We start from the raw sequence: 14833 nt of genomic DNA, 5'->3' as shown, positions 1-14833 counted from the left end.
CTGGGGCTCCGCCCCAGACCCCGCGCCTCAAACGCCGGCGGGGCTATAGACAGTCCCGCCGGCGTTTGAGGCGCGGGTCCGGGCGCAGCCCGGGGAACGGGCGAAGGGCCGGTGGGGACCTCCGCCTCGCGCAGCGGCGGCCGGCGGAACGCGGTCGGCGCCGGGTCAGGGCGTGAAGGTGATTTCCGTCAGGTTCGCCGCCGCCGGGCGGTCCAGGAGGGTGGTGGTGGCGCAGCCGCTCGGGGCGTGGCCCGATTCCGCCGCCGACAGCAGGCCCGTCACCGCCGCGCGGTGGCGGGCGAAGGCGTACGCCGAGACGCCCCGGCCCCGCGCGGCCTGGCCCGCGAGGGCTTCCTCCGGGGTCGCGTCCAGCAGGAGGAGGTGGAGGCGGCGGCCCCGGCGCCGGGCGGAGGCCGCGAGGAGGGCCCGGACCCAGCTCTGGGTGCCGCAGTCGTGGACGACCAGGGACGCGCCGGAGCGCAGCTCGCGCCACAGGGTCCAGTAGTGGGACGCCCGGACCAGCGGCCGGTACACCGCGTAGGGCAGCGCCGCCGGCATGCGCCGCTCCCAGCGCTCGCGGACGTCCTGGGAGTCGATGGCGCCGCCGGGGGCCGCCCGCTTGATCAGGGTGGACTTGCCGCCGCCCGGCAGGCCGGACACCACCACGATGTCCCCGGCGGCGAAACTCAGCCGCCTCGGGCCCCGGGCCACCCGTCCGCGCAGGTCCCGGACCGTGCCGGCCGTCTGGGCGGGCGCGGCGGCGAGGGGGCGCGCCCGGGCCCCCTCCACCGCCCCCGTACTGGTCACCACTCCGAATCTCCGCACCGTGATCGTCTCCCCCCGAGTCGGGCCGCGAGGGCCCCATGCCCGCTGAATGTAAAGAGACGGTAATCCGGGCGGGTCGGTTCCGGGCACGCCGTCCGGCACCCGGGACTCCGGGGACCCCCGGCGGCGCGGGTTCCGCGTGCGTTCCCCGGGCCCCCACTGCCCGCTTCCGCCCGTCCCGTGCAATGATGTGCGCCATCTGGACACCAACTGCATACCGGCCGCTTGAATCCGCGCGGGAGAGTCCCGGCTGGCCGCGAGGCCGTGCCCGGGCGCCGAAGGAGCAAGTACCTCCCTTGAATCTCTCAGGCCCCGTACCGCGTGGATGAGGCAGATCTGAAAAGCGAGCTGTCCGTCAGCTCCACCCAAGGTGCAAGTCGGCGTTCCCCCTGGGGGAACTCTCGGCGAACCTCTCAGGTTCCGATGACAGATGGGGAGGATCGTCCTCGTCATGTCATGCCCTGGGACCCGGGAGCCACACCCATGAGCACTGCCCCCCGCCTGACCGCGCTCGACGCGCTGCACCGTTCGCTCGGTGCGACCATGACCGACTTCGCGGGCTGGGACATGCCGCTGCGCTACGCCAGTGAGCGCGACGAGCACAACGCCGTGCGGACCAAGGCCGGCCTGTTCGACCTCTCCCACATGGGCGAGATCACCCTGACCGGCCCGGAGGCCGTCAAGGCCCTGGACTACGCCCTGGTCGGCAACATCTCCACCGTCGGCGTCGGCCGCGCCCGCTACACGCACATCTGCCAGGAGGACGGCGGGATCCTGGACGACCTGATCGTCTACCGCCTCGGCGAGACCGAGTACATGGTCGTCGCCAACGCCTCCAACGCCCAGGTCGTGCTGGACGCGCTGACCGAGCGCGCCGCCGGCTTCGACACCGAGGTCCGCGACGACCGCGACGCCTACGCGCTGATCGCCGTCCAGGGTCCCGAGTCCCCCGGCATCCTCGCCTCGCTGACCGACGCCGACCTGGACGGCCTGAAGTACTACGCCGGCCTGCCGGGCACCGTCGCGGGCGTGCCCGCGCTGATCGCCCGCACCGGCTACACCGGCGAGGACGGCTTCGAGCTGTTCATCAAGCCGGAGCACGCCGTGGAGCTGTGGCAGGCGCTGACCAAGGCGGGCGAGGGCGCCGGCCTGGTCCCGGCCGGCCTGTCCTGCCGCGACACCCTGCGCCTGGAGGCGGGCATGCCGCTGTACGGGCACGAGCTGACGACCTCCCTCACGCCCTTCGACGCCGGGCTGGGCCGGGTCGTGAAGTTCGAGAAGGAGGGTGACTTCGTCGGCCGCGCCGCCCTGGAGGCCGCCGCCGAGCGCGCCGCCACGCAGGCCCCGCGCAAGCTGGTCGGCCTGGTCGCCGAGGGCCGCCGCGTCCCGCGCGCCGGGTTCTCCGTGGTCGCCGATGGCAAGGTGATCGGCGAGGTCACCTCCGGTGCCCCGTCGCCGACGCTGGGCAAGCCGATCGCGATGGCGTACGTCGACGCGGAGCACGCCGCGCCCGGCACCTCCGGGGTCGGCGTGGACATTCGCGGTACGCATGAGCCGTACGAGGTCGTGGCCCTGCCGTTCTACAAGCGGCAGAAGTGACCCTCGGGTCCCCGGGACCCGGCGCCGCCGGTCCGCCGACGGCACGCAAGACCACCGTTCGTATCCACCGCACCGCATCCAGGAGAATCAGGTCATGAGCAACCCCCAGCAGCTGCGTTACACCAAGGAGCACGAGTGGCTGTCGGACGCCGTCGACGGCGTCGCGACGGTCGGCATCACGGCCTTCGCCGCCGACGCACTCGGTGACGTCGTCTACGCCCAGCTCCCCGAGGTCGGCGACACGGTCACCGAGGGCGAGACCTGTGGCGAGCTGGAGTCGACCAAGTCGGTCAGCGACCTGTACTCCCCCGTCTCCGGTGAGATCGTCGAGTTCAACCAGGACGTCGTGGACGACCCGGCGCTGGTGAACTCCGCCCCGTTCGAGGGTGGCTGGCTGTTCAAGGTGAAGCTCTCGGAGGAGCCCAAGGACGCGCTCTCCTTCGACGAGTACACCGCCCTCACCGCCGGTAACTGACACCCCAGGGGATCCTGATGTCCGTTCTGAACACCCCTCTCCACGAACTCGACCCCGACGTCGCCGCCGCCGTCGACGCCGAGCTCGTACGCCAGCAGTCGACCCTGGAAATGATCGCGTCGGAGAACTTCGCTCCGGTCGCCGTCATGGAGGCCCAGGGCTCGGTCCTGACCAACAAGTACGCCGAGGGCTACCCGGGCCGCCGCTACTACGGCGGCTGCGAGCACGTCGACGTGGTCGAGCAGATCGCGATCGACCGCATCAAGGCCCTCTTCGGTGCCGAGGCCGCCAACGTCCAGCCGCACTCCGGTGCGCAGGCCAACGCCGCCGCGATGTTCGCGCTGCTCAAGCCGGGCGACACGATCATGGGCCTGAACCTGGCCCACGGTGGTCACCTGACCCACGGCATGAAGATCAACTTCTCCGGCAAGCTCTACAACGTGGTCCCCTACCACGTCGACGAGTCCGGCCAGGTCGACATGGCCGAGGTCGAGCGCCTCGCCAAGGAGTCCAAGCCGCAGCTGATCGTCGCAGGCTGGTCCGCCTACCCGCGCCAGCTGGACTTCGCCGCCTTCCGCCGGATCGCGGACGAGGTCGGCGCGTACCTGATGGTCGACATGGCCCACTTCGCGGGCCTGGTCGCCGCGGGCCTGCACCCGAACCCGGTGCCGCACGCCCACGTGGTCACCACCACCACGCACAAGACGCTCGGCGGCCCGCGCGGCGGTGTCATCCTGTCGACGCAGGAGCTCGCCAAGAAGATCAACTCCGCGGTCTTCCCGGGCCAGCAGGGCGGTCCGCTGGAGCACGTGATCGCGGCCAAGGCCGTCTCCTTCAAGGTCGCGGCCTCGCCCGAGTTCAAGGAGCGCCAGGAGCGCACCCTGGAGGGCGCGAAGATCATCGCCGAGCGCCTGGTCCAGCCGGACGTCACCGAGGTGGGCGTCTCCGTCCTCTCCGGCGGCACCGACGTGCACCTGGTCCTGGTCGACCTGCGCAACTCCGAGCTCGACGGCCAGCAGGCCGAGGACCGGCTCCACGAGATCGGCATCACGGTCAACCGGAACGCCATCCCGAACGACCCGCGCCCGCCGATGGTCACCTCGGGTCTGCGCATCGGTACGCCGGCGCTGGCCACCCGCGGCTTCGGCGCCGAGGACTTCCGCGAGGTCGCCGAGATCATCGCGCAGGCCCTGAAGCCGGCCTTCGACGCGGACGACCTCAAGGCGCGCGTCTCCGCGCTCGCCGCGAAGTTCCCGCTGTACCCGTCGCTCTAGTCACGGGCCAGGAGGGGTCCGGCCTTGTTCCGCACAGGGCCGGGCCCCTTTCTGCGTTCCGTCCCGGTCCCCTCCCCCGCCGGGCACCGGAACGCGAGCTGACTCACGTCCCGCGGACCCTTCCGCGAGCGGAAACGTTCATCTCCACGCGTTACGCTCGTCTGCCGGACAAAATCCGCAGATCCCCCGCGTACCACCCCGCACCACCCACACCCCTGCCCCCCTCTCCACCCCACGAGCCGACAAGGGAGTCCGCCAGTGGCCATCTCCGTCTTCGATCTCTTCTCCATCGGTATCGGCCCCTCCTCCTCCCACACGGTCGGCCCGATGCGCGCGGCGCGCATGTTCGTGTCCCGTCTGAAGAAGGACGGCGTCCTCGCCCAGACCGCGTCCGTACGGGCCGAGCTCTTCGGCTCCCTCGGCGCCACCGGCCACGGCCACGGCACCCCCAAGGCGGTCCTGCTCGGTCTGGAGGGCCACTCCCCGCGCACGGTGGACGTGGAGACCGCCGACGACGAGGTGGAGCGGATCCGGCGCACCGGAAAGCTGCGGCTGCTCGGGACGGAGATAGGAAACGTCCACGAGATCGACTTCGACGAGCCGAACCAGCTGATCCTGCACCGCCGCCGCTCGCTGCCCTACCACGCGAACGGCATGACCCTCTTCGCCTACGACGCCTCCGGCGCCCCGCTGCTGGAGAAGACCTACTACTCGGTCGGCGGCGGCTTCGTCGTGGACGAGGACGCGGTCGGCGAGGACCGGATCAAGCTCGACGACACCGTGCTGAAGTACCCCTTCCGCTCGGGCGACGAGATGCTCCGCCTGGCGAACGAGACCGGCCTGTCGATCTCCTCGCTGATGATGGAGAACGAGAAGGCCTGGCGCACCGAGGAGGAGATCCGCGAGGGCCTCCTGGAGATCTGGCGGGTCATGCAGTCCTGCGTCTCGCGCGGCATGTCCCGCGAGGGCATCCTGCCGGGCGGGCTGCGCGTCAAGCGCCGGGCCGCGGCCACGGCGCGCCAGCTGCGCACCGAGGGCGACCCGCTGCTGCACCGCAGCGAGTGGACGACCATCTACGCGATGGCGGTGAACGAGGAGAACGCGGCGGGCGGCCGCGTCGTCACCGCCCCCACCAACGGCGCCGCGGGCGTCCTGCCGGCCGTCCTGCACTACTACATGAACTTCGTGCCCGGCGCGGACGAGGACGGCGTGGTCCGCTTCCTGCTGGCCGCGGGCGCGATCGGCATGCTCTTCAAGGAGAACGCCTCCATCTCGGGCGCCGAGGTCGGCTGCCAGGGCGAGGTCGGCTCCGCCTGCTCCATGGCGGCGGGCGCCCTGGCCGAGGTGCTGGGCGGCTCCCCGGAGCAGGTGGAGAACGCGGCCGAGATCGGCATGGAGCACAACCTGGGCCTGACCTGCGACCCGGTCGGCGGCCTGGTGCAGATCCCGTGCATCGAGCGCAACGGCATGGCGGCGGTCAAGGCCGTCACGGCGGCGCGGATGGCCATGCGCGGCGACGGCAGCCACAAGGTCTCCCTGGACAAGGTCATCAAGACCATGAAGGAGACCGGCGCGGACATGAAGGTCAAGTACAAGGAGACCGCGCGCGGCGGACTCGCGGTCAACGTCATCGAGTGCTGACCGGTCGGCGCAGCGTGACGAGGTGACGAGGGGCCCGGCGCGGGTGCGCCGGGCCCCGCGGCGTCGCGGGCGAAGTGGGGTCCCACGGCCCGCCCGGGTCGGGACCTTCGGCCCCCGGGCGGCGGGCCGCGGGTGCACTAGCGTGCTGCGGGGGGCGCAGTCACCCCGCGACGAGAGGCAGCCTCCATGGCCATCACCGAACACCGCGTCCTGCCGCTGCGGCTGGAGGCCGCACCGCTGCCCGTCCCCCTGGAGGGCGTCTTCGTCTACCGCACGGACCGGCCCTACGAGGTCGCCGTGGAGTTCCGGGGCGCCGGGGTCCGCATCGCCCGCTGGGTGTTCTCGCGGGAGCTCCTGATCGACGGGCAGACCTGCGCCACCGGCGAGGGCGACATACGGGTGTGGCCGCGCTGGAGCGGCACCGAGCCCCGGGTCCTGCTGGCCCTGAGCAACGGCGGGCACGGCTGCGTGGTCTCCGTGCGGGCCAAGGACCTGCGCGAGCTGTGCCGCCGGATGACCGATCTGGTCCCGCGCGGTCAGGAGGAGCGCCACTACGACCTGGACGCGGAGCTGAGCGCGCTGCTGACCTTCTGAGGCCGCCGGGCCCCGGGCGTGCAACCGTCGGGGCCCCACGGCTGTCCTACCGGATGACAGCCATTCCCGTCTCAGAGGATCGGGGGGACGCCATGCGTCACCACCCGCACCGCCGCCGGATCGCGGCCCTGGCCACGGGTGCCCTGCTGACCGCAGGGCTCGCGCTCGCCGCACCGGCCTCGGCGGCCGCCCCGGCCGCCGTCCGCTCCACGACCCCGCTCGTCGTCAACGCCCGCTGGGGCGGCCACTGCACGTACGACCGGATCGTCATCGACCTCCAGGGCTCCGTTCCGCCCTTCACGGTCACTCCCGTCTCCCAGCTGGTCTACGACGGGTCGGGCAAGCCCGTCCCGCTGCCCGGGAAGTACTTCCTGGAGATCCGCCTGCACCCCGCCGCCGGTCACGACGACGCGGGCAACAACGTCTACCAGGGGCCCAGGCTCCAGCAGATCGGCCTCAGCAAGCTCAAGGGCCTCGCCCTGACCGGCGACTACGAGGGGTACGTGACCTTCGGCGCCGCCTTCGACACCCAGCCCGCCTACAGCACGTCCGTCCTGCACTCGCCCGAGCGGCTCGTGGTGGACGTCGCGCACCCGAACACCTGCTGACACCGGCCCCGCGCCTAGCGGTGTTCGGGGTTCGGGAAGTCGAAACGGCAGCCGGCGTCCCACTCGGAGCGCTGGTTGCCGTGCGCGGGGATGCCTCCGGCGCGCTTGAGGAGCGCCGCGAGGTGCATCAGGTTCCAGGACATGAACGCCGTATTGCGGTTGGTGAAGTCGTTCTCGGGGCCGCCGGAGCCCGGGTCCAGGTAGGAGGGGCCCGGCCCGGCCTCCCCGATCCAGCCCGCGTCGGCCTGCGGGGGGATCGCGTAGCCCAGGTGCTGGAGGCTGTAGAGGACGTTCATGGCGCAGTGTTTGACGCCGTCCTCGTTGCCGGTGATCAGCGCCCCGCCGACGCGCCCGTAGTAGGCGTACTGGCCCGCGTCGTTCAGCAGCGAGGAGCAGGCGTAGAGCCGCTCGATGACCCGCTTCATGACCGAGCTGTTGTCACCGAGCCAGATCGGGCCGCACAGGACGAGGATGTCGGCGTCCATGATCCGGCTGTAGAGCACCGGCCACTGGTCGCTCTCCCAGCCGTGGTCGGTCATGTCCGGCCAGACCCCGGTGGCGATGTCATGGTCGATGGCGCGGATCAGCTCGGTGCGGGCCCCGGCCGACTCCATGACGGCCCGGCTCTTGGAGATCAGCCCCTCGGTGTTGCTGGTCTCGGGAGAGCGTTTGAGGGTGCAGTTGACGAAGACGGCGGACAGGTCGGAGTAGTCGTAGTCGGCCACGCCCCCACCCTGCGGGCCGGCCGCCGGCCCCGCCACCGCTCGCGGCCCGTCCGGGGGACGAAACGGAATTCGGCCATCCGATCGGCCGGATCGGTCCGGGTTGATACCGGTCCGTGCGGGCGACTAGGGTCAGCTGGCCTTGGTGTTCGGGAAACCGGTGGAAAACCGGTGCGGCCCTCGCCACTGTGATCGGGAAGTCCAGCTCCACCCCTTGCGGGAGCCACTGGGACCGCGCGGGAGACCGTACGGACCCGGGAAGGCGGAGCCGGGGCGGCAGTACCCGTCAGCCAGGAGACCGGCCGGGGCGCGTACGTCCATCCACGAGGTGCTGGAGAGGTCTCCCGACTCATGCACATAGCCGAGGGGTTCCTGCCCCCGCTGCACGCGGCCGCCTGGGGCGCCGCGTCCGCCCCGTTCGTCATCCACGGGGTCCGCGCGCTGACCCGCGAGGTGAAGGCCCACCCCGAGAGCACGCTGCTCCTCGGCGCGTCCGGTGCGTTCACCTTCGTCCTGTCCGCCCTGAAGATCCCCTCGGTGACGGGAAGTTGCTCCCACCCCACCGGCACCGGGCTCGGCGCCATCCTCTTCCGGCCGCCCGTCATGGCGGTGCTCGGCACCATCACCCTGCTGTTCCAGGCCCTGCTGCTGGCGCACGGCGGGCTGACCACCCTGGGCGCCAACGTCTTCTCGATGGCCATCGCCGGACCCTGGGCCGGGTACGCGGTCTACAGGCTGCTGAGCCGCTCCGGCGCCCCGCTGATGGTCACCGTGTTCTTCGGGGCCTTCTTCGCCGACCTGGTCACCTACTGCGTGACCTCCGTCCAGCTGGCGCTGGCCTTCCCGGACCCGTCGAGCGGCTTCCTGGGCTCGCTGGAGAAGTTCGCGGGCATCTTCGCCGTCACCCAGATCCCGCTCGCGGTCAGCGAGGGGCTGCTGACGGTGCTCGTGATGCGGCTGCTGATGCAGTCGAGCAGGTCGGACCTGGTCCGGCTCGGGGTCGCCAGGCTGACCGGCACGGAGCGGACCCAGGAGGCGGCGGCCCGATGAGCAGGAACGCCAAGATCAACACCCTGCTGCTGCTCCTGGTGGCGGCGCTGGCCGTCCTCCCGCTCGCGCTGGGGCTCGGCGAGGGCAAGGAGGAGCCCTTCACGGGCGCCGACGCCCAGGCGGAGTCGGCCATCACCGAGCTGAAGCCGGACTACGAACCCTGGTTCTCCCCGCTGTACGAGCCCCCGTCGGGCGAGATCGAGTCCGCGCTGTTCGCCCTCCAGGCGGCCCTGGGCGCGGGTGTGCTCGCGTACTACTTCGGGGTCCGCAAGGGCCGCCGCCAGGGCGCGGCGCAGGCCCTCGCGCAGGCGCAGACCCCCGCCGAGCCCACGCGGGAGCCGTAGCCGGTGCTGCCCATCGACGTCGCGGCGCACTCCAGCCGCTGGCGGGGCCGGCATCCGCTGGAGAAGGCCCTCCTGGGGTTCGGGCTGACCCTCGCCGCCGTGTGCCTGCCCCCCTGGCCCGGCGGGCCGCTGGTGGCCGCGGCCACCCTGGCGGTGCTGCTGGGACCCGCCGGGGTGCCCGGGCGGCAGCTGTGGCGCGCGTTCCGGGTCCCGCTGGGGTTCTGCGTCACGGGCGCGCTGCCGCTGCTGGTGTCGGTGGGCGGCCCGGACGGGTTCCTCGCGCCGGCCCCGGACGGGCCCCGGCACGCGCTGGACCTGCTGCTGCGCACCTCGGCCGCCTCCCTGGGGGTGCTGCTGTTCGCCTTCACCACACCGGTCTCGGACGTGCTGCCCCGGCTGGTGCGGGCCGGGGTGCCGGCACCGGTGGTGGACGTGGCCCTGGTGATGTACCGGATCGGCTTCCTGCTGCTGGACTCCCTGGCCCAGGTCCGCCGCGCCCAGGCGGCCCGGCTCGGACAGGCCGGGCGGGGCGCCGCCTGGCGTTCGGTGGCCGGGCTCGCGGCGACCTCGTTCGTCCGGGCCTTCGACCGCGCCGCCCGGCTCCAGGAGGGGCTCGCCGGGCGCGGTTACGACGGCGCGCTGCGGGTGCTCGTCCCGCCGGCGCGGCTGTCGCGGCGATTCCTGGCGGCCGCCGCCGTCCTGCTGGCCGGTCTGGTCGCGGGGACCCTCGTACTGAAGGAGCTGGGGCTGTGACCCCGTTGGTGGAGCTGGTCGGCGCGGGGTACGCGTACGAGGACGGGCCGGCCGTGTTGTCGGGCGTGGACTTCGCGATCGCCGAGGGGCGGGCGCTGGTGCTGCTGGGCCGCAACGGCAGCGGCAAGACCACGCTGATGCGGCTGCTGAGCGGGGGTCTGCGGCCCGCGTCGGGGGCGTTGCGGCTGGCGGGTACGGAGGTGGCGTACGACCGGCGGGGGCTGACCCGGCTGCGGACCACCGTCCAGCTGGTGGTGCAGGACCCCGACGACCAGCTGTTCGCGGCCTCCGTGGAGCAGGACGTGTCCTTCGGCCCGATGAACCTGGGCCTGCCGGAGGCGGAGGTCCGCGAGCGGGTGGACTCCGCGCTGGCCGCCCTGGACATCACCGCGCTGCGCGACCGGCCGACGCACCTGCTGTCGTACGGGCAGCGCAAGCGGGCGGCGATCGCGGGCGCGGTGGCGATGGCGCCGCGGGTGCTGATCCTGGACGAACCGACGGCCGGGCTCGACCCGGACGGTCAGGAGCGGCTGCTCGACGTCCTGGCGGGGCTGCGGGCGGCGGGGACGACGGTGGTGATGGCCACCCACGACGTGGACCTGGCGGTCCGGTGGGCGGACGACGCCGCGGTGCTCACGCCTTCGGGGATCCGGGTGGGGCCCGCGCCCGTGCTGCTGTCCGATCCGGAGCTGCTGGCCTCGGCGGGGCTGCGGATGGCGTGGGCGCCGGTGGTGGCCGCGTTCCTGCGGGCCAAGGGGATGCTGCCGAAGGGGGTTCCGGGGCCGCGCACGCCGGAGGAGCTGGGCGCGCCGGGCTGAGCGGAGCCGTGCCGGATTCGGGCGGGGTCGGCCCTGCGGGGCGGGGCCCGGCACCATCCCCTCGGCCCGCCCTGCGGGACCGTCGCCCACACCTAGGATGGCCGCATGTCGTTGCCGCATGCCATTCTCACCGCGCTGTTGGAGAAGCCCTCTTCCGGGCTGGAGCTGACGCGGCGGTTCGACAAGTCGATCGGCTACTTCTGGTCGGCGACGCACCAGCAGATCTACCGGGAGCTGGGCCGGCTGGAGGAGGCCGGGCTGATCCGGGCGCTGCCCAGCGAGGTGCCCGTGCGGGGGCAGAAGAAGCAGTACGAGGTGCTGCCCGACGGCAGGGCGGAGCTCGTGCGCTGGGTGGACGAGCGGCAGGACCCCAAGCCGATGCGGGACGCGCTGCTGCTGCGGATCCGGGCGGCGGCCGTGGTGGGGCCGCAGGGGCTGGGTGCGGAGCTGCGGCGGCACCTGGAGCTGCACCGGACGCAGCTGGCGGAGTACGAGGCCATCGAGGCGAAGGACTTCCCGCCGGGGCGCAACGCCGACCCGGACCGGCTGCGCCGGCTCGTGCTGCACGGGGGCATCGCCCTGGAGGGCTTCTGGCTCGGCTGGCTGGAGGAGGCCCTCGCCGAGGTCGAGGACATGACGGCCGCCGGAACGGAGGCCTGACGCGCCCCCGCCCCGGCGGACGGGACGGAGGCGGGCGCGGCGCCCGTTCGGCGGGGCCTTACTTGTTCAGGTCGGCCCAGAACTCGTCGAAGCTCAGCAGCTTGTCGCCGTTGAGGTCCTTCGCCGCGATGATCGCGTCGGCGATCGCGGGGGTGACGAAGTGGTCCCCCATCGCCTTCATGGCCGCGCTGTACTCGTCGGCCGTGATGACGCCGTCGCCGTTCGCGTCGAACCGGTCGAACGTCTCGCGTGCCTTGTCGATGTCCGCCACTGGGGCCACCCCTTCCTGGTGCTTGTTGACCGGCTCAGGGTAGCCGTACCGGGGGCGGGTCCCGCCGACGGGTCCCGGCACCGCGGGCGGGCTCCCGGGACGCCGTCGCGTTCCCGTACGGGCGGGTGTGCCTAGCGGAAGATGCCGGTGTGGCCGAGGGAGTAGCGGCCGGGCTGCGGGTACACGGCCAGGCCGTGCGGGCCGCTGCCGACCGGGATCCTCGCCAGCTCCTTGCCGGTGGTGGTGTCGATCGCGTAGACCTCGGAGTTGTAGCGGCCGGACAGCCACAGCACCTTGCCGTCGGCCGAGACCCCGCCCATGTCGGGACTGCCGCCGTCGGGCAGCTCCCACTTCTTGGTGAGCGCGTTCTTCTTGAAGTCGAAGACCGAGATGCTGCCCTCGCCCCGGTTGGAGACGTACATCTCGCGGGAGTCGCGGCTGACGTACAGGCCGTGGCAGCCCTTGCCGGTGGGCAGCAGCTTGGGGGTGTCGAACTTGTCCCCGCTGAGCACCCACATGCCGTGCGCCATCATGTCGGCCACGTAGAAGGTCTTCCCGTCGGGCGAGATCTTCACGTCCTGCGGCATCGCGCCCTCGAAGGGGAGCTTCTGCTGGCCGATGACCTCCATCTTCTCCGTGTCGACCTTGAGCAGCTCGCCGGAGAACTCGCAGCTGACGATGAAGTAGCGGCCGTCGAGGGAGAAGTCGGCGTGGTTGACGCCGAAGCAGGTCACGGGGACGGTCTTGACCCGGTTCATGGTGTGCGGGTCGCGGAAGACCAGCTCGCGGTCCATGGAGGCCATCACGACGGCGTACTTGCCGTTGGGCGTGAAGTAGAGGTTGTACGGGTCGTGCACCTCGACGGGTTCGCCCGCCTCGCCGGTGGCCGGGTTGATGGGGGTGAGGGTGTGGCCGCGGTTGTTGTTGACCCACAGGGTCTTCATGTCCCACGAGGGCACCACGTGCTGGGGCTGCACGCCGACCGGGATGGTGTCGATGACCTTGTAGGTGGCCGGGTCGATGACCGACACCGTGTTGGAGTTGGTGTTCGGGACGTAGACGCGTGACGGGAAGTCCTTGACCACCGGGGAGAGCTTGTTCGGCCGGTCCGCCGCGTAGACGTCGGCCGGGTCCAGCACCGGAGGCATCCCGGCCAGCCCCGGCGGTACGGCGGGCACGGCTTTGACGGGGTCGGCCGGCCCCTTGGAGCCGAGCGCCTCGGCGGGCGCCTTGTCGCCCGATCCGCAGCCGGCCAGGGCGGCGAGGACCAGACCGGCCAGCAGCACGGTGACCTTCCGGGGAAGGCGGGTGGTCGTCATGGGGTCAGCAGCTCCGTGGTGGTCACCGCGCGCAGCTTGCGGCGCGCGAGTTCTTCGAGGAGGGGAGGCATCGCGTCGACCGTGTCCGCGTAGCCGAAGTGCAGGCTCACCACCGATCCGCCGTGGATCGTCCCGGTGACGTTGCGGATGACGGCCGCGGCGCCGGGCGAGGTGAAGTCGAGGGAGTCCACGTCGTACGAGAGGACGTGCGGGTAGCCGGCCCGCTGGGCCAGCTTCTGGACGAGGGGGCTGGCGTTCTGGGTCTGCGAGGGGCGGAACCAGGTGCCGATGGAGCCGGTGAGGCGCTTGAGGCGCTGGGCGCAGCCGGTGATCTCGGCGTAGGCCTCCGTCTCGGGCAGGGCGTTGATCGCGAGGTGGTGGTGGGTGTGGTTGCCGAGCTCGTGCCCGCCGTCGAGGATCCGGCGGGCCATGTCGGGGTGGTCGTCGAGCCAGGTCCCGATGGCCAGGACGGTGATCCGCGCGCCCGCCTTCTCCGCCTCGGCGAGTACGGCGCGGCCGGTGGCGGGGTCCCCGTTGCCGTGGAAGGTGAGGGCGACCTTCGGGTGGTCGCGCGGACCGTGCGCGATCTCGACGGGCTGCCCGGGGAACCGGCGGGGGGCGGGGGCGGGGGCCGGGGCGGGCACGGCGGCTTTCGGCGTGGCCGGGGCGGCCGGGGCGGGCCGGGACGCCGACGGGCCGCCCCCGCCCGTGCCGCAGGCCGCGGTGAGGGCACCGGCGGCGACAGCCGCCGTGGCGCGCAGGGCGGTACGGCGGTCTGGATAACAGAGCACCTGCCCATTTAAGAGGCGAACGCCCCCGAAGGTAATGATTGACCCATTTTGGGACCTTCGGTAGTGGCGCCCCCGAGCAGTCTCGCCTGCTATGCGATCAACGAATTACACAGAGCGGTGGATAGTCATTCATGGATTGCGAGGTGAGTGGCCCACCTCACCTAAGATTTAGATGAAAACTCTTAGGATATGCACACTTATGTCCGAGTAGGGACTTTTGGCGTTTGGGCCCGCGTCTGCCATAGTCGGAACCACGGCTTCCCTTTGACCCGAGCGAAGTCCACCCGCCGAGGACCACACACCCCACCGGTCCTCGGCGCCCATGAAACCCCCACGGCGCCCCACCTCGGCGACAGGGGGTTTCTGGCGTTTCCGGGCGGTTCAGCGGTCCGCGACCCTCATCTCGAACCAGGTGGTCTTGCCGCGCGGCAGCAGGTCGGCGCCCCAGCGGTCGGACAGCTTGTCGACGAGGAACAGCCCCCGGCCGGTGGTGTCCAGCTCGTGCACCGGCATCAGACAGGGCAGCCCGCGCGAGGGGTCGCGCACCTCCACGCGGATCCAGCCGCGGCGGCGCAGCATCCGTAAGCCGAAGGACCGGGCCCCGGTGTGGCGGACGGCGTTGCCGACGAGCTCGGAGACCAGCAGGACGGCGTGCTCGGCGATCTGCGGCGACAGCCCCCAGAAGCGGATGACCACGCTCTGGGCGAGCCGGCGGGCCGTGCTCGCGGACTCCGGCATGGACGGCAGGATCACCTCCGCCTCCGCCGGGTTGCCGTACGACTCCAGCGCCTTGAGGCCCTGTTCGTCCTCGACCGCCGCCGTGAGCCGTACGGCCACAGCGCTGCCGCGCTGCCGCGGCTGTTCCACACCCTCCAGGCCCGCCATGCACCCATCATGGACGGCTGCTGCGCCCGCCCGGGCCGTTCCCTGCGAATACGCCCCTCGGAATCGAGGATTCCGAGGGGCGCACCGGCATATGCGAGGGGCAACAGACCGTCCACCGACCTACGTTGACCTGCGGTGACGTTCCGCTGAACAGTGATCACCAAGAGTGGATCAACCGTTTCGCCTTAAGGCTCCTTTAAGGCC

The 14833-nt window shown here is 72.0% G+C and carries 17 protein-coding genes and 2 riboswitches; of the genes, 11 read left to right on the top strand and 6 right to left on the bottom strand.

The window, feature by feature from the left end:
* Window positions 1-165: 165 nt before the first annotated feature.
* Window positions 166-807 carry an AAA family ATPase gene (locus WDV06_RS12610; RefSeq protein WP_395509777.1) on the bottom strand — a complete coding sequence of 214 codons (642 nt, stop codon included), beginning with the start codon at window positions 805-807 and terminating at the stop codon, window positions 166-168.
* Window positions 808-1051: 244 nt separating this feature from the next.
* A riboswitch (glycine riboswitch) is annotated at window positions 1052-1155 on the top strand.
* Between the two features lie 153 nt (window positions 1156-1308).
* Here WDV06_RS12610 and gcvT point away from each other — a divergent pair.
* From gcvT to WDV06_RS12580, 6 genes are all read left to right on the top strand, one after another.
* Complete coding sequence (gene gcvT, locus WDV06_RS12605; RefSeq protein WP_395509776.1) at window positions 1309-2424, top strand: glycine cleavage system aminomethyltransferase GcvT; 1116 nt, start codon at window positions 1309-1311, stop codon at window positions 2422-2424.
* A 94-nt stretch (window positions 2425-2518) separates the two neighbouring features.
* Window positions 2519-2899 carry a glycine cleavage system protein GcvH gene (gene gcvH / locus WDV06_RS12600; RefSeq protein WP_045949756.1) on the top strand — a complete coding sequence of 127 codons (381 nt, stop codon included), beginning with the start codon at window positions 2519-2521 and terminating at the stop codon, window positions 2897-2899.
* A 17-nt stretch (window positions 2900-2916) separates the two neighbouring features.
* On the top strand, window positions 2917-4173 hold the full coding sequence (gene glyA, locus WDV06_RS12595; protein ID WP_042811644.1) for a serine hydroxymethyltransferase: 1257 nt from the start codon (window positions 2917-2919) through the stop codon (window positions 4171-4173).
* Between the two features lie 258 nt (window positions 4174-4431).
* A complete protein-coding gene (locus tag WDV06_RS12590; protein WP_395509775.1) occupies window positions 4432-5814 on the top strand; it encodes an L-serine ammonia-lyase in 1383 nt (460 codons plus the stop codon).
* Window positions 5815-6000: 186 nt separating this feature from the next.
* Window positions 6001-6408, top strand: coding sequence for an SsgA family sporulation/cell division regulator (locus WDV06_RS12585; RefSeq protein WP_395509774.1), 408 nt, complete (start codon window positions 6001-6003; stop codon window positions 6406-6408).
* A gap of 92 nt (window positions 6409-6500) precedes the next feature.
* Window positions 6501-7016: an AMIN-like domain-containing (lipo)protein gene (locus tag WDV06_RS12580; RefSeq protein ID WP_395509773.1), complete on the top strand. Its 516-nt coding sequence runs from the start codon at window positions 6501-6503 to the stop codon at window positions 7014-7016.
* 14 nt (window positions 7017-7030) lie between these two features.
* Here the strand turns inward: WDV06_RS12580 and WDV06_RS12575 are convergent, their stop codons facing one another.
* A complete protein-coding gene (locus WDV06_RS12575) occupies window positions 7031-7741 on the bottom strand; it encodes a flavodoxin family protein (protein WP_395509772.1) in 711 nt (236 codons plus the stop codon).
* Between the two features lie 123 nt (window positions 7742-7864).
* A riboswitch (cobalamin riboswitch) is annotated at window positions 7865-8059 on the top strand.
* A 30-nt stretch (window positions 8060-8089) separates the two neighbouring features.
* On the opposite strand from WDV06_RS12575, the gene WDV06_RS12570 reads away from it, so the two are divergent.
* From WDV06_RS12570 to WDV06_RS12550, 5 genes are all read left to right on the top strand, one after another.
* Entirely contained in the window at window positions 8090-8788 is a 699-nt protein-coding gene (locus WDV06_RS12570) for an energy-coupling factor ABC transporter permease (protein ID WP_395509771.1), read from the top strand.
* Window positions 8785-9132 (top strand): energy-coupling factor ABC transporter substrate-binding protein, encoded by a 348-nt coding sequence (locus tag WDV06_RS12565; protein WP_395509770.1) that lies wholly within the window; start codon window positions 8785-8787, stop codon window positions 9130-9132. The genes WDV06_RS12570 and WDV06_RS12565 overlap by 4 nt, the downstream gene beginning before the upstream one ends.
* A 3-nt stretch (window positions 9133-9135) precedes the next feature.
* Complete coding sequence (cbiQ, locus tag WDV06_RS12560) at window positions 9136-9885, top strand: cobalt ECF transporter T component CbiQ (protein WP_395509769.1); 750 nt, start codon at window positions 9136-9138, stop codon at window positions 9883-9885.
* A complete protein-coding gene (locus tag WDV06_RS12555) occupies window positions 9882-10703 on the top strand; it encodes an ATP-binding cassette domain-containing protein (RefSeq protein WP_395509768.1) in 822 nt (273 codons plus the stop codon). Before cbiQ ends, WDV06_RS12555 begins: the two co-directional genes overlap by 4 nt.
* A 105-nt stretch (window positions 10704-10808) precedes the next feature.
* Window positions 10809-11363 carry a PadR family transcriptional regulator gene (locus WDV06_RS12550; protein WP_395509767.1) on the top strand — a complete coding sequence of 185 codons (555 nt, stop codon included), beginning with the start codon at window positions 10809-10811 and terminating at the stop codon, window positions 11361-11363.
* A gap of 58 nt (window positions 11364-11421) precedes the next feature.
* Here WDV06_RS12550 and WDV06_RS12545 read toward each other — a convergent pair whose 3' ends face one another.
* The 4 genes from WDV06_RS12545 to WDV06_RS12530 form a co-directional block, all read right to left on the bottom strand.
* A complete protein-coding gene (locus WDV06_RS12545; protein ID WP_045947719.1) occupies window positions 11422-11634 on the bottom strand; it encodes an EF-hand domain-containing protein in 213 nt (70 codons plus the stop codon).
* A gap of 131 nt (window positions 11635-11765) precedes the next feature.
* Window positions 11766-12953 (bottom strand): YncE family protein, encoded by a 1188-nt coding sequence (locus tag WDV06_RS12540; protein ID WP_395509766.1) that lies wholly within the window; start codon window positions 12951-12953, stop codon window positions 11766-11768.
* Window positions 12950-13744, bottom strand: coding sequence for a polysaccharide deacetylase family protein (locus WDV06_RS12535; protein ID WP_395509765.1), 795 nt, complete (start codon window positions 13742-13744; stop codon window positions 12950-12952). The genes WDV06_RS12540 and WDV06_RS12535 overlap by 4 nt, the downstream gene beginning before the upstream one ends.
* Before the next feature lie 381 nt (window positions 13745-14125).
* Entirely contained in the window at window positions 14126-14629 is a 504-nt protein-coding gene (locus WDV06_RS12530) for an ATP-binding protein (RefSeq protein ID WP_395509764.1), read from the bottom strand.
* Window positions 14630-14833 lie beyond the last annotated feature (204 nt).

The organism is Streptomyces racemochromogenes, assembly GCF_044129415.1.
Taxonomy (GTDB): Bacteria; Actinomycetota; Actinomycetes; order Streptomycetales; family Streptomycetaceae; genus Streptomyces; species Streptomyces racemochromogenes_A.
The sequence above is the reverse complement of the archived record's forward strand: the minus strand, read 5'-3'. Positions and strand labels throughout refer to the sequence as shown.